Source organism: Hydrogenophaga sp. (assembly GCF_035481345.1).
Taxonomy (GTDB): domain Bacteria; phylum Pseudomonadota; class Gammaproteobacteria; order Burkholderiales; family Burkholderiaceae_C; genus Hydrogenophaga.
In genome coordinates this window covers 17175-36980 of record NZ_DATIGV010000085.1, presented here as the reverse complement: position 1 = coordinate 36980, position 19806 = coordinate 17175, and the positions used below count along the sequence as shown (strand labels likewise).

18 protein-coding genes are annotated in these 19806 nt (G+C 69.6%); 4 read left to right on the top strand and 14 right to left on the bottom strand.

Annotated elements, in window-relative coordinates; translation table 11 throughout:
• Window positions 1–5 precede the first annotated feature (5 nt).
• Window positions 6–1370, bottom strand: a complete 1365-nt coding sequence (locus VLG41_RS09270) for an MBL fold metallo-hydrolase (protein ID WP_325349104.1) — start codon at window positions 1368–1370, stop codon at window positions 6–8.
• 102 nt (window positions 1371–1472) lie between these two features.
• Window positions 1473–2471: a ZIP family metal transporter gene (locus VLG41_RS09265; protein ID WP_325349103.1), complete on the bottom strand. Its 999-nt coding sequence runs from the start codon at window positions 2469–2471 to the stop codon at window positions 1473–1475.
• Between the two features lie 180 nt (window positions 2472–2651).
• On the opposite strand from VLG41_RS09265, the gene VLG41_RS09260 reads away from it, so the two are divergent.
• Window positions 2652–3149, top strand: a complete 498-nt coding sequence (locus VLG41_RS09260) for a GFA family protein (RefSeq protein ID WP_325349102.1) — start codon at window positions 2652–2654, stop codon at window positions 3147–3149.
• A gap of 48 nt (window positions 3150–3197) precedes the next feature.
• Here the strand turns inward: VLG41_RS09260 and VLG41_RS09255 are convergent, their stop codons facing one another.
• The 4 genes from VLG41_RS09255 to grpE form a co-directional block, all read right to left on the bottom strand.
• Complete coding sequence (locus tag VLG41_RS09255; protein ID WP_325349101.1) at window positions 3198–3950, bottom strand: M48 family metallopeptidase; 753 nt, start codon at window positions 3948–3950, stop codon at window positions 3198–3200.
• 128 nt (window positions 3951–4078) lie between these two features.
• On the bottom strand, window positions 4079–5215 hold the full coding sequence (gene dnaJ, locus VLG41_RS09250; protein WP_325349100.1) for a molecular chaperone DnaJ: 1137 nt from the start codon (window positions 5213–5215) through the stop codon (window positions 4079–4081).
• An 82-nt stretch (window positions 5216–5297) separates the two neighbouring features.
• Window positions 5298–7232, bottom strand: coding sequence for a molecular chaperone DnaK (gene dnaK, locus VLG41_RS09245; RefSeq protein ID WP_325349099.1), 1935 nt, complete (start codon window positions 7230–7232; stop codon window positions 5298–5300).
• A 104-nt stretch (window positions 7233–7336) separates the two neighbouring features.
• Window positions 7337–7909, bottom strand: coding sequence for a nucleotide exchange factor GrpE (gene grpE, locus VLG41_RS09240; protein ID WP_325349098.1), 573 nt, complete (start codon window positions 7907–7909; stop codon window positions 7337–7339).
• A 148-nt stretch (window positions 7910–8057) separates the two neighbouring features.
• Between grpE and VLG41_RS09235 the strand changes: the two genes are divergently transcribed.
• Window positions 8058–8909, top strand: a complete 852-nt coding sequence (locus tag VLG41_RS09235; protein WP_325349097.1) for a fumarylacetoacetate hydrolase family protein — start codon at window positions 8058–8060, stop codon at window positions 8907–8909.
• Window positions 8910–8943: 34 nt separating this feature from the next.
• Here VLG41_RS09235 and VLG41_RS09230 read toward each other — a convergent pair whose 3' ends face one another.
• The 7 genes from VLG41_RS09230 to VLG41_RS09200 form a co-directional block, all read right to left on the bottom strand.
• Window positions 8944–9258, bottom strand: coding sequence for a winged helix-turn-helix transcriptional regulator (locus VLG41_RS09230; RefSeq protein WP_325349096.1), 315 nt, complete (start codon window positions 9256–9258; stop codon window positions 8944–8946).
• Window positions 9259–9421: 163 nt separating this feature from the next.
• Window positions 9422–9976, bottom strand: a complete 555-nt coding sequence (locus VLG41_RS09225) for a MarR family winged helix-turn-helix transcriptional regulator (protein ID WP_325349095.1) — start codon at window positions 9974–9976, stop codon at window positions 9422–9424.
• A gap of 18 nt (window positions 9977–9994) precedes the next feature.
• Window positions 9995–10414 carry an acyl-CoA thioesterase gene (locus VLG41_RS09220; RefSeq protein ID WP_325349094.1) on the bottom strand — a complete coding sequence of 140 codons (420 nt, stop codon included), beginning with the start codon at window positions 10412–10414 and terminating at the stop codon, window positions 9995–9997.
• A gap of 11 nt (window positions 10415–10425) precedes the next feature.
• Window positions 10426–12147 (bottom strand): tannase/feruloyl esterase family alpha/beta hydrolase, encoded by a 1722-nt coding sequence (locus tag VLG41_RS09215; RefSeq protein WP_325349093.1) that lies wholly within the window; start codon window positions 12145–12147, stop codon window positions 10426–10428.
• A 54-nt stretch (window positions 12148–12201) separates the two neighbouring features.
• Window positions 12202–12966, bottom strand: a complete 765-nt coding sequence (locus VLG41_RS09210; protein ID WP_325349092.1) for an SDR family NAD(P)-dependent oxidoreductase — start codon at window positions 12964–12966, stop codon at window positions 12202–12204.
• Entirely contained in the window at window positions 12963–14852 is a 1890-nt protein-coding gene (locus VLG41_RS09205) for a feruloyl-CoA synthase (RefSeq protein WP_325349091.1), read from the bottom strand. The genes VLG41_RS09210 and VLG41_RS09205 overlap by 4 nt, the downstream gene beginning before the upstream one ends.
• Entirely contained in the window at window positions 14849–15637 is a 789-nt protein-coding gene (locus VLG41_RS09200) for a crotonase/enoyl-CoA hydratase family protein (RefSeq protein ID WP_414652475.1), read from the bottom strand. The genes VLG41_RS09205 and VLG41_RS09200 overlap by 4 nt, the downstream gene beginning before the upstream one ends.
• 118 nt (window positions 15638–15755) lie before the next feature.
• Here VLG41_RS09200 and VLG41_RS09195 point away from each other — a divergent pair, with 118 nt between their 5' ends.
• Window positions 15756–16619: an amidohydrolase family protein gene (locus tag VLG41_RS09195; protein WP_325349090.1), complete on the top strand. Its 864-nt coding sequence runs from the start codon at window positions 15756–15758 to the stop codon at window positions 16617–16619.
• On the top strand, window positions 16616–18466 hold the full coding sequence (locus tag VLG41_RS09190) for an AMP-binding protein (RefSeq protein WP_325349089.1): 1851 nt from the start codon (window positions 16616–16618) through the stop codon (window positions 18464–18466). The genes VLG41_RS09195 and VLG41_RS09190 overlap by 4 nt, the downstream gene beginning before the upstream one ends.
• A 6-nt stretch (window positions 18467–18472) precedes the next feature.
• Here VLG41_RS09190 and VLG41_RS09185 read toward each other — a convergent pair whose 3' ends face one another.
• The gene (locus VLG41_RS09185) at window positions 18473–19804 is read right to left on the bottom strand and encodes a hypothetical protein (protein ID WP_325349088.1); all 1332 of its coding nucleotides are present in this window, start codon (window positions 19802–19804) and stop codon (window positions 18473–18475) included.
• Between the last annotated feature and the right edge of the window lie 2 nt (window positions 19805–19806).

The window sequence follows — 19806 nt, the reverse complement described above, 5'->3', positions numbered from 1 at the left end:
CCTGTTCAGGCCGGCCAGGTGCTGCCGTGTTCCGGTACCAGCGCGGGCCAGCCCAGTTCGTGTTCGATGCGCAGGCGCAGTGCGTCGGCGGCGTCCATGTCGCCGTGGGTGACGAAGGTGCGCCGCGGCGCCTGCGGCAGCGCGCGCAGCCAGGCCATCAGTTGATCGGCGTCGGCGTGCGCGGAGCCGGCGGTGAGCTGCACCACCTCGGCCCGCACCGGCCATTGCTGGCCGAAGATGCGCAAGCTGGTGTGGCCTTCGGCGAGTTGCGCGCCGCGCGTGCCCGGGGCCTGGTAGCCGGCAAGCACCACCATCGAACGGTGGTCGCCCAGGTGGTGGGTGAGGTGGTGCAGAACGCGCCCGCCGGTGGCCATGCCGCTGGCCGCCAGGATCACCTTGGGCCCATGGCGCTGCGCGATGGCCTTGGACTGCTCCACGCTGGTGACCATCTGCGCGGCGCGCTCCATTTCGCGGCACTCGGCGGCGCTCAGGCGGTGTTGGCCGAGGTGGTGTTCGTACAGCTCGGTGGTGTGCACGGCCATGGGACTGTCCAGGTACACCGGCAGGCCGCGCGGCAGATCGCCCCGCGCCTTGAGCCGCGCGATGGCCAGCAACACCGCCTGCGCGCGGCCCACCGCGAACACCGGCACCACCGCCGTGCCGCCGCGCGCGGCGACACGCGCCAGTGCCGGCCCGAGTTCGCCCATCAGGTCTTCCTTCGGGTGCAGGCGGTTGCCGTAGGTGGACTCGCACAGCACCACGTCGGCCGCGGGCGGCGGCTCGGGTGGGTGCATCAGCGCGTCGTCGGGCCGGCCGAGGTCACCCGAGAAGAGGATGCGCCGCCCACCCACCGTCAGCAGCAGGCTGGCGGCGCCCAGGATGTGGCCCGCGCCGCTGAACCGCGCCGTCCAGCCCGGCAGGGGCTCGAAGTCGTCGTGCGGCCGTACCGTGTGCAGGCGCTTGAGGCAGCGGCGCGCGTCGTCTTCGGTGTACAGGGGCAGGGCGGGGTGGTGCTTGCTGAAACCCTTGCGGTTGGCGTATTCGGCTTCTTCTTCCTGCAGGTGGCCGCTGTCGGGCAGCATCACGTGCAGCAGGTCGCGCGTGGCCGGTGTGCACCAGGCCTTGCCCTTGAAACCCTCTTTGACCAGCAAGGGGAAGTGGCCGCTGTGGTCGATGTGCGCGTGCGTGAAGAGCACGGCGCCGATCTGCCCGGGCGCCACCGGCAGCGGCTCGCGGTTGCGCAGGCGGTACTGCTTGTAGCCCTGGAACAGGCCGCAGTCCACCAGCAGCCGCTGGCCTTCGTGTTCGACGAGGTATTTCGAGCCGGTGACGGTGCCCGCGCCGCCGAGGAATCGGATGCTTACGCCCATGTGGGGCATCTTAGCCGCGCACCGCGGCGCGTCCGGCTCACTGAACTGCCCTGCGCGCTGCGCACGGCGGGGTTGAGCGCCTTGGGAACAGCCCGGCGACGCTCAAGCCAGGGCACTGTCCAGCCAGATCATGAAGATGAAGCCGGCCAGCAGCGTGGCACTGGCCGCGCCTTCGAAGCCGTCGCGGTGCGTCTCGGGAATGATCTCGTGGCTCACCACGAAGATCATGGCGCCGGCGGCCAGCGCCAGGCCCAGCGGGTAGAACACGGGCACGCTGCCCAGCACCAGAACGCCCAGCAGCGCCCCCAGCGGTTCGGCCAGGCCGGTGAGCGCGGCGACGCCCCAGGCCTTGGCGGCGCTCAAGCCCAGGGTGCGCAGCGCCATGGCCACGATCAGCCCCTCGGGCATGTTCTGCAGGCCGATGGCCAGGGCCACGGCGGCTCCGTCGTGCACGCTGTCCGCGCCCGCTGGCCCTGCGTAGGCAGCGCCCACGGCCAGGCCCTCGGGCACGTTGTGGATCATCAGGGCCAGCACCATCAGCCAGGCGCGCTGCGAGGCCGCGTCGCGCGGCAGCCAGGCGCTGGCGTGCGTGTTCGCCGCCGGGGGCATCACGGCGTGTTCGTGCGGCAGGGCGCGGTCGATGGCGAGCATCATCCCCATGCCCAGCGCCAGCCCGGCGCCCGACAGCAGCGCGCTCCAGCCGCCATCACCCACCAGCACGCGGCTGGCGTCCAGCGAGGGCAACAGCAGCGCGAACACCGCCGCCGCCAACATCACCCCGGCCGAGAAGGCCATGAAGGCGGCTTCCTGCCGCTTGCCGATGCGCTGGACCACGAACACCGGCAGCGCGCCCACGGCCGTGGCAATGGCCGCCAGCAGCGAGGCCTGCACGCCCGCCACCAACGCGCTGCCACCCTCCACCGCCAGCCACCAGGCGCGCGTGGGCGCCCAGAACGTGGAGCCGGCGGCAATGCCCGCCATCAGCAGCAGACCGGCCGCCAGCGCCAGCAGGGCGTTGCGCAGGGCGTGGGCGGGCACCGGCAACTCCAGCTGCTGCAGTTGGGCCCAGACGGGCTGGATCTGGCGGATGAGGGTAGACATGGTGGTTGGGACTATGAACAGTGATGGATAGTTTTTCAAAAACTATGAGATCTGGCCAATCGTTGTTGGCAATGGGGGCAATAGGGGTGCCGGTAGGAGCGATCGCGGTCTATCGTCGGGCGCCTGCCTTGCCGTTGCCCGCCGGGGTGGCGCACCGGGCGCGTCACGACGGAGAACACCATGCGACTCGACGGCTCATGCCATTGCGGCAAGGTCCGCTTCACCGTGGAATCGGCCGAGCCGGTTCCCTTCATGCGCTGCTACTGCTCCATCTGCCGCAAGACGGCCGGGGCGGGTGGCTACGCCATCAACCTGGGCGCCGCCGTGGCGGGCATGAAGGTGAAGGGCAAGCGCCACCTGCGCATCTACCGGGCGCGCATGCCCAATGGGCCCGAGGGCGATGGCCAGGGCTCGCACACCAGCAGCGCGCGGCGCTACTTCTGCGGCCAGTGCGGCAGCGCGCTCTGGCTGTGGGACCCGAACTGGCCCGAACTGGTGCACCCGCACGCCAGCGCGATCGACACGCCCTTGCCGATGCCGCCGGAAAACGTGCACTGCATGGTGGGCTCGAAAGCGCCCTGGGTGCGGGTGGAAGGCGGCGCCCACGACCCGCGCTTCGATGGCTACCCCGACCTGTCGCTCGCACAGTGGCACCGCGACAAGGGCCTGAGCGCCTGAGCACGTGCCGGCCGTGCGCTGCGTGTGCGCTCGAAGCACGCAGCACGCTCAGCGCCGGCGGTGGGCCGGCGGCACGCCGTACCCGGCAGGCAGGCTGCTCGCTTGCGCCTTCGCGCGGGCCAGTCGGTCGCTCAGGACCGGGTGAGTGGGCGCAGTCAGCAGGCCGGCGCCCGGTAGCTGGGGCGCGTGCAGCTTGGCCAGCACGCGCGCCATGGCGTACGGGTCGCGGCCGGCGCGCCGCAGCAGCGCGATGCCGCGCGCGTCGGCCAGCAGCTCCTGCTCATGCAACAGCTCGCTGGCGTCGTGGGCCTGGGTCGAGTCGGGCCTGAGCGTGGCCAGTCGGGCGCGCACCTGGGCGATGCCGGTCTGCGTGTCGCCCACGCGCAATTGCATTTCGCAGGCTTCGGCCAGGCCGTCGCGCACCTCCACGTGGGCCAGTTCGTGCGCGATGACGGCCGCGAGCTCGTCCTCGCTGAGGCCATGGCGGGGGTCCCACAGGGCGTTGGTGAGGATGACCACGCCGTGGTCGGCCGCGAAGGCGTTGAGCTCACGGTCGTCCAGCACCAGAAGCTTCACCGGCGGGCGTTCGCGCAGGCGGGGCGAGATGGCCACGAGCTGATCGAGCAGGGCCTGCAGGCGAGTTGGCGTGGGCAGGGCGGGGCGATCGCGCAGCAATTCGGCGATCTGGGCTTCGTCGAGTTCGCGCTGCTCGGCGGCGCGGGCGGCATCGTCGTGACAGGCCGGCTGCGCCGCGGCCGGCCAGGCGATCCCCCATCCTGCCAGCAGCAGAACCGTTCCCATGAAACGAGGTATACGGTTCATACGATTTATACCGTTCAACAGCGCGGTTGTACGCCTGTTTGGGCGCCGTGAACAGGGGCAAAAAAAAGCGACGCCTTGGCGTCGCTTTCATGGGATCGGGTCCCGGCTCAGCTGAAGAAATCCTTCGCCTTCTCGAACCAGCCCTTGTCGTTCGGGCTGTGCTTGTGTCCGCCCTTCCTGAAGGACTCGTCGAGTTCCTTCAGCAGCTTGCGCTGGTGCTCGGTGAGCTTCACGGGCGTCTCCACCGCCACGTGGCAGTACAGGTCGCCCGGGTAGCTGCTGCGCACGCCCTTGATGCCCTTGCCGCGCAGGCGGAAGGTCTTGCCGCTTTGCGTGCCTTCGGGCAGGTCGATGGTGGCCTTGCCCTGCAGCGTGGGCACGTCGATCTCTCCGCCCAGGGCGGCAATGGTCATGCTCACGGGCACCTGGCAGTGCAGGTCGTCGCCGTCGCGCTCGAAGATGTCGTGCTTGCGCAGTCGGATCTCGATGTACAGATCGCCCGCCGGGCCGCCGTTCTGGCCGGGCTCGCCGTTGCCGGTGGAGCGGATGCGCTGGCCATCGTCGATGCCGGCCGGGATCTTGATCTCCAGCGTCTTCTGGCGCTTGATCTTGCCCTGGCCGTGGCAGGTAGTGCAGGGCTCGGGGATGACCTTGCCGCGCCCCTGGCAGGTGGGGCAGGTCTGCTGCACGCTGAAGAAGCCCTGGCGCATCTGCACCACGCCCTGGCCGTGGCAGGTGCCGCAGGTCTTGGCGCTGGTGCCGGGTTTGGCGCCGCTGCCGTGGCAGGTTTCGCAGTCGTCCCAGCTGGGGATGCGGATCTGCGTTTCCTTGCCGCCCGCGGCTTCTTCCAGGCTGATCTCCATGGCGTAGGACAGGTCGGCACCGCGGTACACCTGCCGCCCGCCCCCCGCGCCGCGGCGCGCGCCGCCGAAGATGTCACCGAAGATGTCGCCGAAGGCGTCACCGAAACCGCCGAAGCCTTCGGCGCCGCCCGGGCCGCCGCGCATGTTGGGGTCGACACCGGCGTGACCGTACTGGTCGTAGGCGGCCTTCTTCTGCGCGTCCGAGAGCATCTCGTAGGCCTCCTTGGCCTCCTTGAACTTCTCTTCGGCGCCCTTGGCCGCATCGCCCTGGTTGCGGTCGGGGTGGTGCTTCATCGCGAGCTTGCGGTACGCCTTCTTGATCTCCTCGTCGGAGGCGTTCTTGGGCACGCCGAGCACTTCGTAATAGTCGCGTTTGGCCATGGTCTCTGGGGCTTGTGTTTGAACACGAACGCCGCGTCAGCTTGCGCGGACGCGGCGGTGTGGCGGGCGTCGCGCGTCGCGATCAGCCCTTCTTGACTTCCTTCACTTCCGCGTCGACGACGTCGTCGTCGGCCGGCTTGGCGGCCTGCGGCTGGGCGTCGGCGGCGTTCGCCTCGGCACCGGCCTGTTCGGCCTGTTGCGCGGCGTAGACCTTCTCGCCCAGCTTCTGGCTGGCGGTCATGAGCTCGGTGGTCTTGGCCTCGATCGCGTCCTTGTCCTCGCCCTGGACGGCTGCCTCCAGCGCCTTGATCGCGTCCTCGATGGCCGACTTCTCGCCGGCCTCGAGCTTGTCGCCGTGCTCGCCCAGGCTCTTCTTCACGCTGTGCACCATGGCCTCGGCCTGGTTGCGCGACTGCACGAGCTCGACCTTCTTCTTGTCCTCGGCCGCGTTGAGCTCGGCGTCCTTCACCATCTGCTGGATCTCGGCTTCGGAGAGGCCCGAGTTCGCCTTGATGGTGATCTTGTTTTCCTTGCCGGTGCCCTTGTCCTTGGCGCCCACGTGCAGGATGCCGTTGGCGTCGATGTCGAAGGTCACCTCGATCTGCGGCAGGCCGCGCGGCGCGGCGGGAATGCCCTCGAGGTTGAATTCGCCCAGCAGCTTGTTGCCGGCGGCGATCTCGCGCTCGCCCTGGAACACCTTGATGGTCACGGCCGGCTGGTTGTCGTCGGCGGTGGAGAACACCTGCGAGAACTTGGTCGGGATCGTCGTGTTCTTGGCGATCATCTTGGTCATGACGCCGCCCATCGTCTCGATACCGAGCGACAGCGGGGTCACGTCCAGCAGCAGCACGTCCTTGCGGTCGCCCGAGAGCACCTGGCCCTGGATGGCGGCGCCGACGGCCACCGCTTCATCGGGGTTGACGTCCTTGCGCGGCTCCTTGCCGAAGAACTCCTTGACCTTCTCCTGCACCTTGGGCATGCGGGTCATGCCGCCGACCAGGATCACGTCGTGGATCTCGCCCACGCTCACGCCGGCGTCCTTGATGGCGGTGCGGCAGGGGGCGATGGTGCGCTCGATCAGCTCTTCCACCAGGGCTTCGAGCTTGGCGCGCGTGAGCTTGATGTTCAGGTGCTTCGGGCCCGAGGCATCGGCCGTGATGTAGGGCAGGTTGATGTCGGTGGCGGCCGAGGACGACAGCTCGATCTTGGCCTTCTCGGCCGCTTCCTTCAGGCGCTGCAGGGCCAGCACGTCCTTGCTCAGGTCGACGCCCTGTTCCTTCTTGAACTCGGAAATGATGTGGTCGATGATGCGCTGGTCGAAGTCTTCACCACCCAGGAAGGTGTCGCCGTTGGTGGAGAGCACCTCGAACTGCTTCTCGCCATCGACGTCGGCGATCTCGATGATGGACACGTCGAAGGTGCCGCCGCCGAGGTCATACACCGCGATCTTGCGGTCGCCCTTGTCCTGCTTGTCCAGGCCGAAGGCCAGGGCCGCGGCGGTGGGCTCGTTGATGATGCGCTTGACATCGAGGCCGGCGATGCGGCCGGCGTCTTTCGTGGCCTGGCGCTGCGCGTCGTTGAAGTACGCGGGCACGGTGATCACCGCTTCGGTGACCGGCTCACCGAGGTAGTCCTCGGCGGTTTTCTTCATCTTGCGCAGGATGTCGGCCGAGACCTGCTGGGCCGAGATCTTCTTGCCGCGCACCTCCACCCAGGCGTCGCCGTTGTCGGCGGCCACGATGGAGTAGGGCATCAGGTCGATGTCCTTCTGCACTTCCTTCTCGGTGAACTTGCGGCCGATCAGGCGCTTGATCGCGTACAGCGTGTTCTTGGGGTTGGTGACGGCCTGGCGCTTGGCCGAGGCGCCGACCAGCACCTCGCCGTCTTCCTGGTAGGCGACGATCGAGGGCGTGGTGCGCGCACCTTCGCTGTTCTCGATCACCTTGGTGTTGTTGCCTTCCATGATGGCCACGCACGAGTTCGTGGTGCCGAGGTCGATGCCGATGATGCGTCCCATGTGAGTGACTCCGAGGATGTGGTTAAAGCTGTTGACGAGGTGTGGATAAGCCTGGGGAATTCAAGGGGGCGGGGCGTGGGCAAGTGTTGCGTGGGCCCCCGGCCTCACTTGGGTGCCGCCACGGTGACCAGGGCCGGGCGCAGCACGCGCTCGGCGATGAGGTAGCCCTTCTGGAGCACGGTGACCACGGTGTTGGGCTCCTGCTCGGCCGGCACCATGCTGATGGCCTGGTGCTGGTGGGGGTCGAATTTCGTGCCGGCGGCGGGCGCGATCTGCACGACCTTGTGGCGCTCCAGCGCGCTCTTGAGCTGCTTGAGCGTGGCCTCGGTGCCTTCGCGCAACTGCTCGCGCGTGGCCTCCTGGATGGCCAGGCCGGCTTCCAGGCTGTCGGCCACGGCCAGCAGGCTCTCGGCGAAGCTCTCCACCGCGAACTTGCGGGCCTTGCTGATTTCCTCCTCGGCGCGTCGGCGGGCGTTCTCTGCCTCGGCCTTGGCGCGCAGGAACTGGTCGGCCAGGTCGGTGTTCTGGGCCTTCAAGGTGACCAGTTCGGCCTGCAGGCCGGCCTGCGCCTCGGCCTCGCCGGCCGCCTGGGCGGCTTCGGCCTCTTCGGGGCTCACGGGCGCCTGGGGCGCGGTGTTGTCCTGGGGCGGCGGGGCGTTGGGGGGCGTCTGGCTCATCGTTGCAGCGGTCGTTGCGGTTCGTGAAAAAGGGTCGGTTTGCCCGACAGGTCGGGCAACTGGGGGCGGTTCGGCGGATTTCAAGGGCCGCTCGGGCGGTGGGCGCACAGCGGCAGAATCGGTGGTTTTCACCTCACTGAAGCGACGCATGAAACTCATCCGCCACGGCCTGCCCGGCGCCGAATCCCCCGGTCTGATCGATGCCAGCGGCACGCCGCGCGACCTCTCGGGGGTGATGGCCGACATCGGGCCGGCCACGCTGGGCCCGGATTCTATGGCGCGCCTGGCCGCACTGGACCCGCTGGCGCTGCCGCCCGTGCCCTCGGGCACCCGGCTGGGGCCCTGTGTGGGCGGGGTGGGCAACCTCATCGGCATTGGCCTGAACTACGCCGACCACGCGGCCGAGGCCGGCCTGAAGGTGCCGGGCCAGCCCATCGTCTTCAACAAGCACGTGGGCGCCCTGAGCGGGCCCAACGACGATGTCTGGCTGGCGCCGGGCTCGCAGAAGCTGGACTGGGAGGTCGAGCTGGGCGTGGTGATCGGCCGGCGCGCCTTCCACGTGAGCGAGGACCAGGCCCTGGCGCACGTGGCCGGCTACTGCCTGCTCAACGACGTCTCCGAGCGGGCCTACCAGATCGACTATGAGGGCCAGTGGGTCAAGGGCAAGAGCTACCCCACGCACTGCCCGATCGGCCCCTGGCTGGTGACGCCCGACGAGCTGGGCGACCCGCAGGACGTGGACCTGTGGCTGGAGGTGAACGGCCAGCGCCGCCAGAACGGCAGCACGCGCACCATGGTGTTCGACGTGGCCACGCTGGTGAGCTACCTGAGCCGTTTCATGGCGCTGCAGCCGGGCGACGTGATCGCCACCGGCACGCCGCCTGGCGTGGGCATGGGGCACAAGCCGCCGCTGTACCTGAAGGCGGGCGACGTGATGGTGCTGGGCGGGCGCGGGCTGGGGGAGCAGCGGCAGGTGGTGGTGGACAGCCCGGCGGCCTGAAACCAGGCCGTCGCGCGACCAGGCCCGCGCGCGACTAGGCCCGCGCGCGCGCGGTCGGCCGGCGCTGGTGCCAGCGGCTGGCGAAGCCGCGCACCTCACCCAGGCGGCGCACCAGGTCGGTGCCCTGCGGGGTGAGGCGGTAGCCCGTGCCGTTGTGGTCGACCAGGTGCGCGGCGCGCAATTCCTTGATGCGGGTGTTGAGCGTGTTGGGCGTGACGCCGCCCACGCTGTCCTGCAGCAGGCGGAAGGTCTGGGGGTGGCCATCGGCCAGGGCCCAGAGCACGCGCATGGCGTAGCGCGATTCCAGCAGCTCGAACAGCTGGTTCACGGCTTCCTGGTCCTTGCTCATCGGCGGTCTCCTGGCGGGCCTGCACTGGGCGCGTCGCGCTGTGTCAACTCGTGTGAGCACTATAGGCAGCAAAGCGCCCGCTACCAAGTTGCTAGCTGTGTGCGGCGCAGCAATGTGGCGCCGCGTTCACCCGGGTTTGCCCCGATGGGCGCCGCGCGGGGCTTCAGATGGCGTCGTCGCCCAGGCCCTGCGCGGGGCCACGGCGGTACACCTTGCGCAGCAGGTCGATGAGGGTCTGCACCTCGTCGGGCGTGAGCGCGGTGGTGGCCTCGGCCTCGAGCTCGGTGGCCGTCGCCTGGGCCTGGCGGTGCAGCTTCTGGCCGGCGGCGGTGAGGTGAAGGCCCTGGGCCCGGCGGTCGCTGGGGTGGGGCTTGCGCACCACCAGCCCGCGCGCCTGCAGCGCCTTGACCATGCCCACCAAGTTGGGCGGCAGGATGTCCAGCGCCGCGCAGATCTGCCGCGAGGTGACGCCCGGGTTGTGGGCGATCACGCTGAGGACGGAGAAGTCCACCGGCCGCAGGCCGTAGGGCGCCATGCGGCGCAGGAACACGGCGATGACCGTGAGCGCCGCACGCCGCGCGTTGTAGCCCACCAGGGTTTCGAGGAAGCGGGTGTCGGGCAGGCCGTCACCCGCGCTGGCGGCCTCGTCAGCGGGCGCCGCGCCCTTGCGCAGGCCCCGGGGGCGGCGCATGGCGTTCGCGATGGAGGTGTCGCTCATGCGGTGCTCGGTGCCGGCTCAGGTGCACAGCGCCTTGATGTCCTCGGGCACGGGAATGGCGCGGATGCGCGAGCTGTCGGCCGGGTCGCGCTCGCAGAAGGCACGCACCTCGGTGCCTTCGCACAGCAGGGTGTCGCCGCGCATCACGCGGTGCTGGTGCTTGAACACCTTGGCGCCCCATTCGATCACGCTGGTGTGCACCTGCAGGCGCTCGCCGTAGGTGGCGGGCTTGCTGAACTTCGTGTGGATCTCCAGCAGCGGCGTGCCGATGATGCCGCGCGTCTTCACCAGCTCGCGCCAGGGCTGCACGCCGCACTTGACGAAGAAATTCAGCGAGGACGCGTCCATCCACTTGCTGAAATTGGGGAAGAAGACGATGCCGGCGGGATCGCAGTCGCCGAACATGACTTCCACTTCATAGATCTGGGTTTTGCTCATCTAGGTCTTGTTCACTGACAGGAAAAACTGGCGGCGCTCTCGGCGTCGCCGCCCTGGTAACGGGCCACGGAAGGATAGGCGCAGAGCGGGCGGCCGCGCTGGGCGGACCAGCCCGCGGGCAGTTCATTGTTCACGCCACCGGCGTTGCCCGCGCCGCGCGCGCTGGCCTTCACCGCCTGCGGCGCCTCGCCGTGTTCCACCCAGCGCACCAGGGGCGTGAGCAGGTCGAACTGGTCGGTGGACGGGCCGCCGCTGCAATGGTTCATGCCCGGCACGGGAAAGTAGCGCGCGAAGTCGGCGGCGCGCCCGCCCTGGCTCGCGTTCAGGCGCTCCACCCATTGGCGCGTGTCCTCGGCCGAGAAGATGGCGTCGCTCACGCCGTGGTACAGCACCACCTTCGCGCCGCGCGCGCGCAGCGGCAGCAGCTTGTCGGGCTTCTCATGGCCGGGCGGGCCCATCAGCGACAGGCCCGATTCGCGGTAGACGTCGGTGGTGGCCGCGACGGCGCCCAGCAGGGCGTCGATGTCGGCACTGGCGAAGTTCACCGGCGCGGCGGGCGGCGCGGTGAACACCGTGCCCACGGAGAGCGGATCGAGCGCGACCGCGTTGACGAATTTCCAGGTGGCCCAGTTGCTGCCGGCGATGCCCGCGTCCCAGGGGAAGGCGCTGTAGATGGGCAGGCCATTGCGCGCCCGGCCCCCGGCATGCACCTGGGCCAGCGCGTCGATCTGCGGCGCGGTGAGGCATTGGCCGTCGCGCGCCTGGCCGCCCTTGCAGGCGGGCAGGTCGCGCGCCGGGTCGAAGGCGGCCTGGCAGGCCTGCGTGGCCTGCACCAGCCCGTCGCTCAGGCCGTCGAGCGCGTCGCAGCGCTGCAGCACGGCGCGGGCCACCGTCTGGCGTTCGGCGGGCGTGAGGGCGCTGCCCAGGTCGGGGATGCTGGCGTTGGGGTTGAGCGGGTGGCGCACGGTGGTGCCGGGCGTGGCGATGGCAGCCCACTTCTGCGCGCCCCACAGCTGCGCCAGCGCGGCATTGGGCAGGCGGTAGCCGGGCGCGCCGATGAGGTAGCCGTCGTACTGATCGCCCAGGCGGCTGGCCGCCACCAGGGCGTGGCGCCCGCCATTGGAGCAGCCGCCGATGTAGGAGCGGTCCGGCCCCTTGCCGTAGGCGCCCTGGATCAGCGCCTTGGCCATGGGCGTGAGCTTGGCCACGGCCTGGTACCCATAGTCCAGGCGTGCTTGCGGTTCGAGCCCGAAGTAGGGCGTCTGCGCGCCCGTGTGGCCGGCGTCGGAGCTGATGACCGCAAAGCCCTGCGCGAGTGCGCCCGTGAGCGGGCCGCCGCCGAGTGCGCCCTGCGCGGGCTGCACGTTGCCGTCGAGGCCGCCGTTGCCCTGGTAGTAGAAGCGCCCGTTCCAGGCCTGGGGCAGGCGCATCTCGAAGCCGATGGCGTAGTCGCGGCCGTCGCTGCCCTTGCGCTCGTGCATGCGGCCTTTGACGAGGCAGTGCGCGGCCACGGGCTGGCCGGCGAGTCTGAGTTCGCCCGCGGCCACCGGCGCGGCCGATTCGATGCGCGTGGCCGGGTGCTGGAACTGCGCGGCCAGCGCTTCACAGCGCTGCAAGGCTGCGCCGGTGGCGGGCGACAGGCGTGCGGGCGGGGCGCCCGGCGTGACGGCGCAAGCGCCGAGCAGCAGGGCCGCGCCGAGCGCGGTGCCGCCATGAACGGTTCGTGTCTTCATCGCGGGTCTCCTCGGGTGGCCGGTGTGGCTTCTTTTCTGTCGGGCGTCGCGCGCTCAGCGCGGTGCCATGCGCAGCGCGCCGTCCAGGCGGATCACTTCGCCGTTCAGGTGCGTGTTGGTCACGATGTGCGCGGCCAGGGACGCGAACTCCTCCGGTTTGCCCAGCCGCGACGGGAAGGGGATGCTGGCCGCCAGCGAGGCCTGCACCGGCTCGGGCAACTGGCGCATCAGCGGCGTGGAGAACAACCCCGGCGCGATGGTGCACACGCGAATGCCGTGCTGCGCGAGGTCGCGCGCCATCGGCAGCGTCATGCCCACCAGACCGCCCTTGGAGGCGCTGTAGGCCTGCTGGCCCACCTGGCCGTCGAAGGCCGCCACGCTCGCGGTGAACAGCATCACGCCGCGCTCGCCGTCTTCCAGCGCGTCCAGCTTGGCGCAGGCGGCGGCGAAGAGGCGGCTGGCGTTGTAGGTGCCAATGAGGTTGACGTTGATGACGCGCGCGAAGTCCTCCAGCGGCGCGGCGCTGCCGTCCTTCTGCACCACGCGCTTGGCCGTGCCGATGCCGGCGATGTTCATGAGGATGCGCGCCGGGCCGTGCGCGGCGGCGGCGGCGTCCAGCGCGGCCTGCACGCTGGCGGTGTCGGTGACGTCGCACTTCACTGCCACGCCACCGATCTCCTTGGCCACGCGCTGCGCGCCCTCCAGGTTCACGTCCAACACGGCGACCTTGGCGCCCAGGCGCGCGAGTTCGCGCGCGGTGGCCTCGCCCAGACCCGAGCCGCCACCGGTGACGAGTGCGGCCTGTCCTTCGATCTTCATGCGTGTCTCCTTTGTTCGGTGGGTTGGGGAAGCAGGGTGTTCGGCGCCGTGCCGGCGTGCAGCGCGGCGACGAGTTCGGCGCGGTGCTTGAGCACGGCGCGCTGGTTGATGGAGCCCTTGTCGGTGACCTCGCCCTTGTCGATGCTGGGCGGATCGGCCAGCAGCAACAGGCGCGCCACGCGGTTGGCGCTGCCGGTGGCCTGCGCGGCCAGGTCGTCGAGCACCTGCTGGAAGTGCGCCAGCACCTTCGGGTGGGCCAGGACCTCGCTCAGCGGCGCGTCGCTGCCCAGGCCGGCCAGGCCGCGCACCGCGCCGGTGGTGAACAGCATCGCGCCCACCTCTCTCTCGTTCAGGCCGGTGATGACCGCGTCCTGCACGAAGGGCGCGCCGGCCGCGATGATCTTCGCGCGCAGCGGGCCCACGCTGACGAAGGTGCCGGTGGCGAGCTTGAAGTCCTCGGCGATGCGGCCATCGAAGCGCAGGCCCAGGTTCGGGTTCGCCGGGTCGATCCAGGCGACCGCGTCGCCGGTGCAGAAGAAGCCTTCCTCGTCGAAGGCCTCGGCCGTGGCCTCGGGGCTGCGCCAGTAGCCGGGCGTGATGTTCGGGCCGCGGTAGCGCACCTCGGTCTTGTCGCCGCTGGGCACGAGCTTGAGCTCCAGCCCCGCGGCCGGCAGGCCCAGGTCGCCGGACTTCACCTCGGGGCGCGTGATGTACAGGCCGAAGGGGCCGGACTCGGTCATGCCCAGCCCGGTGCCCATCACGATGCGCTCGCCGATCTCCTGCTCCTCCACCTCGTGCAGTGTGTCCCACACGGGCTGGGCCAGCGCGGCGCCGGCGTAGAAGAACATGCGCACGCGGCTCAGCAGCTTCTTGCGCAGCACGGCGTCGGTCTTCATGGCGTTGGCGATGGCCTCGAAGCCCGTGGGCACGTTGAAGTACACCGTGGGCGCGATCTCTCGCAGGTTGCGAAGGGTCTCGCCGATCAGCGCGGGCGTGGGCTTGCCGTCGTCGATGTAGAGCGTGCCGCCGTGCACCAGCGCCAGGCCCACGTTGTGGTTGCCGCCGAAGGTGTGGTTCCAGGGCAGCCAGTCCACCAGCACGGGGGGCGTGTCGGGGTCGGCCAGCACCGGCATGCTCTGCGCCATCTGCTGCTGGTTGGCGCACCACATGCGCTGCGTATTGATGACCGCCTTGGGCAGTTTGGTGGAGCCCGAGGTGAAGAGGAATTTGGTGATGGTGTCGGGGCCGGTGGCGCGCATGGCCGCGTCCACCGTCGGGGTGGGTGCGGTGGCGCGCAGTGCGGCAAAACTGGTGGTGTCGCGGCCTGGCACGCTGCCGCTGCCGGTCACGATCTCCACGCCATCGGGAATGGCCGCGAGCAGGGCGCGTTCGTAGCGCGGCGCGTCGGCCGCGTACACCAGGCCGGGCGTGAGCGTGCTCACCATGTGGCGCAGTTTCTCGAAGTCCTGGCTCACCAGCGAGTACGCGGGCGAGGCGGGCGACCAGGGAATGCCCGCGTACAGGCAGGCCAGCGCGATCTGCGCATGCTCCAGGTCGTTCTCGCTGAGGACCAGCACCGGCCGCTCGGCGCTCAGGCCGCGGTCGAGCAGGGCCTGGCCGATCGAGCGCGCGGCGTCCAGCGCCTCGGCATAGCTCAGGTGGACCCAGTCGCCGGTGCTGCCGTCGGCCTGCTTCGCGCGGCGCGCCATGAAGCTGCGCTCGGGCGCCTGCTTCGCCCAGTGCACGAGGTAGTCGGTCATGCGCTGCCCGTAAGGCCGCAGCGGCAGGGCGGCGCTCAGGTAGGTGGTGCCGTCGGCGGCCTGGCGCACACTGGCTTCGGTCACGCCGAAGTCGAGCGCGCGGTAGCGCGGGGCCGCGGTGCTCATTGCTTCTTCACCTTCGGGCCGCGGCCTTCCAGGAACTCGCGCACGCGGGCCTTGGCCTCGGGCGCGTCCTGCACGATGGCCGAGATCAGCGCTTCGGTGAAGAAGCCGTGGTCGGCCGGCTGGTCGGCGATGCGCGGCAGCGCCTGCATGAGCGCGTAGTTGGTGAGGGGCGCGTTGGCGGCGATGCGCGTGGCCAGTTCCAGCGCCTTGTCCAGCGCGGTGCCCTGCGGCACGAGGTACTGGGCGAGACCGGCGCGTTCGCCTTCTTCGGCGCTGAGCACGCGGCCGGTGAACATCATGTCGGCCATGCGCGCGGTGCCGATCAGGCGCGGGATGCGCACCGAACCGCCACCGCCGACGAAGATGCCGCGCGAACCTTCGGGCAGCGCGAAGAAGCTGGACGCATCGGCCACGCGGATGTGGCAGGCGCTGGCCAGTTCCAGGCCCCCGCCGACCACGGCGCCGTGCAGGGCCGCGACGACGGGCACGGGGCCGCGCTCCACCTGGTCGAGCGCGTGGTGCCACATGCGCGAGTGGTGCAGGCCGGCGGCGGCGTTGCGCTCGCTGAGTTCGGACAGGTCCAGGCCGGCGCAGAAGTGGTCCCCGTTGCCGTGGATGACGGCGGCGCGCACGCTGTGCGGCATGCCCTGGAAGACGTCGCGCAGGGCGAGCACCAGGCCGTCGTTGAGGGCGTTGCGCTTGCTTGGGCGGTTGAGGGTGATGAGGGCGATCTGCTGCTGGTCTCCGCGCAGTTCGATCGTCAGGTCGTTGGTCTGGATGGGCATGGAAATGAAGGCTTCGCGGCTTCTTGTGAGGGTGGGCGATTATTGTTATAAACGATAACCAAATTCAACCGCTTCCCTCTGAAAACGGATGCGGGTTTACCCTAGGAGACGTCCTGCCATGGACCACCGGAACCTCATCGCCATCGACATCCACACCCACGCCGAGGTGAGTTGCTGGAACCCCTTCGACAACTACGGCGAGGAATACGACCGCGCCGCCGACAAGTACTTCGGCAGCAACCGCCGCCCCACCATCGCCGAGACCATCGCCTACTACCGCGAACGCAAGATCGGCCTGGTGATGTTCACCGTGGACAGCGAATCGAAACTGGGCCGCCGCCGCATCCCCAACGAAGAGATCGCCCAGGCCGCGCGCGAGAACAGCGACATGATGATGGCCTTCGCCAGCATCGATCCCCACAAAGGCAAGATGGGCGCGCGCGAGGCCGAGCGGCTCATCAAGGAAGAAGGCGTCAAGGGCTTCAAGTTCCACCCCACCGTGCAGGGCTACCACCCCTACGACAAGATGGCCTGGCCCATCTACGAGGTGATCAACGCCCACAAGCTGCCCACCATCTTCCACACCGGGCACAGCGGCATCGGCAGCGGCATGCGCTGCGGCGGTGGCCTGCGGCTGGAGTACAGCAACCCCATGCACCTCGACGACGTCGCCATCGACTTCCCCGACATGCAGATCGTCATGGCCCACCCCAGCTTCCCCTGGCAGGACGAGGCCCTGAGCGTGGCCACGCACAAGCCCAACGTGTGGATCGACCTGAGCGGCTGGAGCCCCAAGTACTTCCCCAAGCAGCTCGTGCAGTACGCCAATACGCTGCTGAAAGACCGCATCCTCTTCGGCAGCGACTACCCGCTCATCACGCCCGAGCGGTGGATGAAGGATTTCGAGGTCGCGGGCTTCAAGCCCGAGGTCATGCCCGGCATCCTCAAGGGCAACGCCGTGCGCCTGCTCGGCCTCGAATGAAGGCCTTCACCTCGCTCGCCGACATCGAGGCGCTGGAGCGTCGCCCGCTGGCCGAGGTGGCGCCGCAGCGCACGCCCTATGGCCTGATCCGCGCCGCGACCGAACGCTTCCCGGACCGCGAGGCCTTCACCTTCCTGCCCGACGCCGACCTGGCGCGCGAGCCGCGCCGCGTGACGTACCGCGAACTGCTGGCGATGGTGCACCGCGCGGCCAACGCCTTTCGTGCGCTGGGCATCGGGCCACAGGACAGCGTGGCCCTGCTCGCCCCCAACACGCCGGAGGCGCACGCCGTGCTGTGGGGCGCTCAGCTCGCGGGCCGCGTGTGCCCCATCAATACCCTGCTGCAGCCGGACCACATCGCCGCGCTCATGCAGGCCGCGAACGCCAAGGTGCTGGTGGCGCTGGGGCCGAACGCGGAGTTCTCCGCGATCTGGCCGTCGGCGCTGAAGGTGCAGGCGCTGTACCCGTGCACCTTGCTGCCTGTCCAGGTGAGCGAAAGCGTGCCCGGCCTGTCCTCGCTGCAGGCACTCATGGCCGCGCAGCCCGAGACCTTGGCGTTCGAGCCCGACCTGAACCCCGACCGCGTGGTCGCGCTGTTCCACACCGGCGGCACCACCGGCGCACCCAAGCTCGCGCAGCACACCGCCGGCAACGAGGCCCACACCGCCTGGTTCGCGCACGCCTTCTACGACTGCGACGAACACAGCGTCGAGGTGAACGGCTTTCCGCTGTTCCACGTGGCCGGCGCCTTCGTCTATGGCCTGGCGCTGCTGGCCATCGGCGCGCGCCAGGTGCTGCCCACGCTCACGGGCATGCGCAACACCGGTTTCGTGCAGCACTACTGGCGCTTCTGCGAGCGCGAGGGTGTGACCCACCTGGCCTGCGTGCCCACGGTGTTGGCCAGCCTGCTCGGTGTGCCCATCGACGCCGACATCTCGCGCATCCGCGCGGCCTACACCGGCGGTTCACCGCTGCCCACCGAACTCGCGCAGCGCTTCGAGGCTGGCACCGGCATTCCGGTGCGCAACATCCTGGGCATGACGGAGTGCGCCGGGTTGGTGAGCATCGAGCCTTTGCTCGCGCCGCGCGTGGCCGGCTCGGCCGGCTGGCGCCTGCCGTTCACCGAAGTGCTCGCCGTGCCCTGGCGCGACGGTGAGGCCCAACTCGACGAACGCTGCGCCGCCGACGAGACCGGCGTGGTGGTGCTGCGCGGCCCGCACATGAGCCCGGGCTACCTCGATGCGAAGCGCAACGCGGGCATGTTCGAACAGGGCTGGATCGTCTCCGGCGACCTCGGCCACCTCGACGGCGAGGGCCGCGTGCACCTCACCGGCCGCGCCAAGGACGTGATCATCCGTGGCTCTCACAACATCGACCCCGGGCTGGTGGAAGACGCCTTCCTCGCGCACCCCGCCGTGGCGCAGTGCGCCGTGGTGGCCGAGCCCGACGCCTACGCGGGCGAGGTGCCGGCGGCCTTCGTGGTGTTGCGCGCGGGCGCGGCCGTGCAGGCCGATGTGCTGCTGCGCGAGGTGACGCCGCAGGTGTATGAGCGGCCCGCCGTGCCGAAGCGCGTGGTGATCGTCGAGGCCCTGCCGCTCACCGCCATCGGCAAGGTGTTCAAGCCCGCGCTGCGCTTGCGCGCGATCGAGCTCAAGCTGGCCGACCTGGCGCGTGAGCTGGCGCCGGATCGCGCGGTGTGGGTCGACGCGCTGGAAGAGGGCGGGCGCCAGCGCGCCACGGTGCGATTCGAGGGAGGCAGCGACGCGGTGCTGGCCGAGGCCCTGAAGGCCGCGCTGGCCGCCATCGCCGTGCCGACACAAGTGGTGTTCACCGACGCGGACCGCTGATCGGCGTCAGAACTCATCCTTCTTTGGTGAGGGTGTGCCGGAGGTCTTGTGAAATGGCACGGTGATGCAGCCCAGGCCATACGGGTTGGTCAAGGATCCGTCGTGCCCGATTTTCTTGTCGCCCACGGGGTACACGACCTCGATGTGGGCGGCCGCGGCGTCCTGGAGGAACTTCTCGGACAGGCCCTTGCGGGTGACCAGGAGCTTGCCTTTGTGGAAGACGGCGTTGAGCGCGAGTAGGTGGCGATCGGCGTCGCTCACTTCAATCGTGATCCAACCCTGGGCCTTGAGGAACCCGATCGCCTGATCAGGGCTGATCGACAGGCCGTCCCGGGGATCGAGGACGAAGCACTTGCGGTTGTAGAGCGCAACGCCTTGCCCGAGCGTGTTCTCCATGAGGAGCGCGGTCAGATCGATGTCGAAGCACTCCTCGTGCAAGGGGTCGTCGAACGGCACCAGGCGCATGTACAGCACATGCCGGGGATTGCCGTAGTAGCGCTGGATCTGTTGGAGCTGTGACGGGTTGAAGTAGTGGGCATCGGCCACCAGCAGAACGCCCTTGGCCTGCAGGATGTTGGCGAAGTTGATGGGGAAAGGCACCTGCTCATAGGGCGTGCCATTGGCCTCGCAATAGACCTTGAGGCGTTGCACCGTGTCCTGATAGGCCGGGTCCGCGCTGCCGGACAGCAGCAGCTTGGTGGTGCCTTCGGGCAGGTCGGCCACGTTGGCCAGGTAGGGGTACACCCCGCCCTGGTTGCGCACATCGATGACGTGCACGTTCTGCGGGCCGAACAGCCGCTTGAGTGAGCGGATGGCCTCGTCCTGGTTGCGGGTTTCATCGGGCTGCCGAGGCCCCTTGATGTCGTAGCGAAAAATGGCGATGCCCTGGCCGGTGCTCTCGTCGTGTGCGTCATCGGGGGGTGTGGCCGCGTGGGCGCCCGTCATCTGCAGGGGGGCGGGCCAGGAGGGCAACTGCTGTGCGGCGGTGCTGGCAAGGTTGCGCAACCAGTTGAGACTCCGTGTCACGGCGCCTGGCATCTCTTCGGTGGGCTGCGGCGGGACGTCCTGCAGCGGTATGCCTTGTTTGCCGAGTTGGTGCCGGACGTGGTCCCGTTTGCGTGCGTGGTCTTTACCGCCGACCTGGTTGGGCTTGAAGCGGGACTGCGTGTTCGAGTGCTGCGACCCCTGCACGCTGAGGTAAAGGCAGGCGGCGAGGGTGAGGTTCGATGGAAGGTCGGCTGGCGTGAATGGCGGGGTCGCGCCCGGGCCGACGAGCGACTGGTCGTGGGGGGTGCGGGTTGAAGGCAGGCGCGGCGATGCGGGAGAGGACTTGTTCATGA

Coding starts and splice junctions, on each gene's coding strand:
- VLG41_RS09270 (WP_325349104.1), bottom strand. CDS start 1,370: ATGGGCGTAAGCATCCGATTCCTCGGCGGCGCGGGCACCGTCACCGGC.
- VLG41_RS09265 (WP_325349103.1), bottom strand. CDS start 2,471: ATGTCTACCCTCATCCGCCAGATCCAGCCCGTCTGGGCCCAACTGCAG.
- VLG41_RS09260 (WP_325349102.1), top strand. CDS start 2,652: ATGCGACTCGACGGCTCATGCCATTGCGGCAAGGTCCGCTTCACCGTG.
- VLG41_RS09255 (WP_325349101.1), bottom strand. CDS start 3,950: ATGGGAACGGTTCTGCTGCTGGCAGGATGGGGGATCGCCTGGCCGGCC.
- dnaJ (WP_325349100.1), bottom strand. CDS start 5,215: ATGGCCAAACGCGACTATTACGAAGTGCTCGGCGTGCCCAAGAACGCC.
- dnaK (WP_325349099.1), bottom strand. CDS start 7,232: ATGGGACGCATCATCGGCATCGACCTCGGCACCACGAACTCGTGCGTG.
- grpE (WP_325349098.1), bottom strand. CDS start 7,909: ATGAGCCAGACGCCCCCCAACGCCCCGCCGCCCCAGGACAACACCGCG.
- VLG41_RS09235 (WP_325349097.1), top strand. CDS start 8,058: ATGAAACTCATCCGCCACGGCCTGCCCGGCGCCGAATCCCCCGGTCTG.
- VLG41_RS09230 (WP_325349096.1), bottom strand. CDS start 9,258: ATGAGCAAGGACCAGGAAGCCGTGAACCAGCTGTTCGAGCTGCTGGAA.
- VLG41_RS09225 (WP_325349095.1), bottom strand. CDS start 9,976: ATGAGCGACACCTCCATCGCGAACGCCATGCGCCGCCCCCGGGGCCTG.
- VLG41_RS09220 (WP_325349094.1), bottom strand. CDS start 10,414: ATGAGCAAAACCCAGATCTATGAAGTGGAAGTCATGTTCGGCGACTGC.
- VLG41_RS09215 (WP_325349093.1), bottom strand. CDS start 12,147: ATGAAGACACGAACCGTTCATGGCGGCACCGCGCTCGGCGCGGCCCTG.
- VLG41_RS09210 (WP_325349092.1), bottom strand. CDS start 12,966: ATGAAGATCGAAGGACAGGCCGCACTCGTCACCGGTGGCGGCTCGGGT.
- VLG41_RS09205 (WP_325349091.1), bottom strand. CDS start 14,852: ATGAGCACCGCGGCCCCGCGCTACCGCGCGCTCGACTTCGGCGTGACC.
- VLG41_RS09200 (WP_414652475.1), bottom strand. CDS start 15,637: ATGCCCATCCAGACCAACGACCTGACGATCGAACTGCGCGGAGACCAG.
- VLG41_RS09195 (WP_325349090.1), top strand. CDS start 15,756: ATGGACCACCGGAACCTCATCGCCATCGACATCCACACCCACGCCGAG.
- VLG41_RS09190 (WP_325349089.1), top strand. CDS start 16,616: ATGAAGGCCTTCACCTCGCTCGCCGACATCGAGGCGCTGGAGCGTCGC.
- VLG41_RS09185 (WP_325349088.1), bottom strand. CDS start 19,804: ATGAACAAGTCCTCTCCCGCATCGCCGCGCCTGCCTTCAACCCGCACC.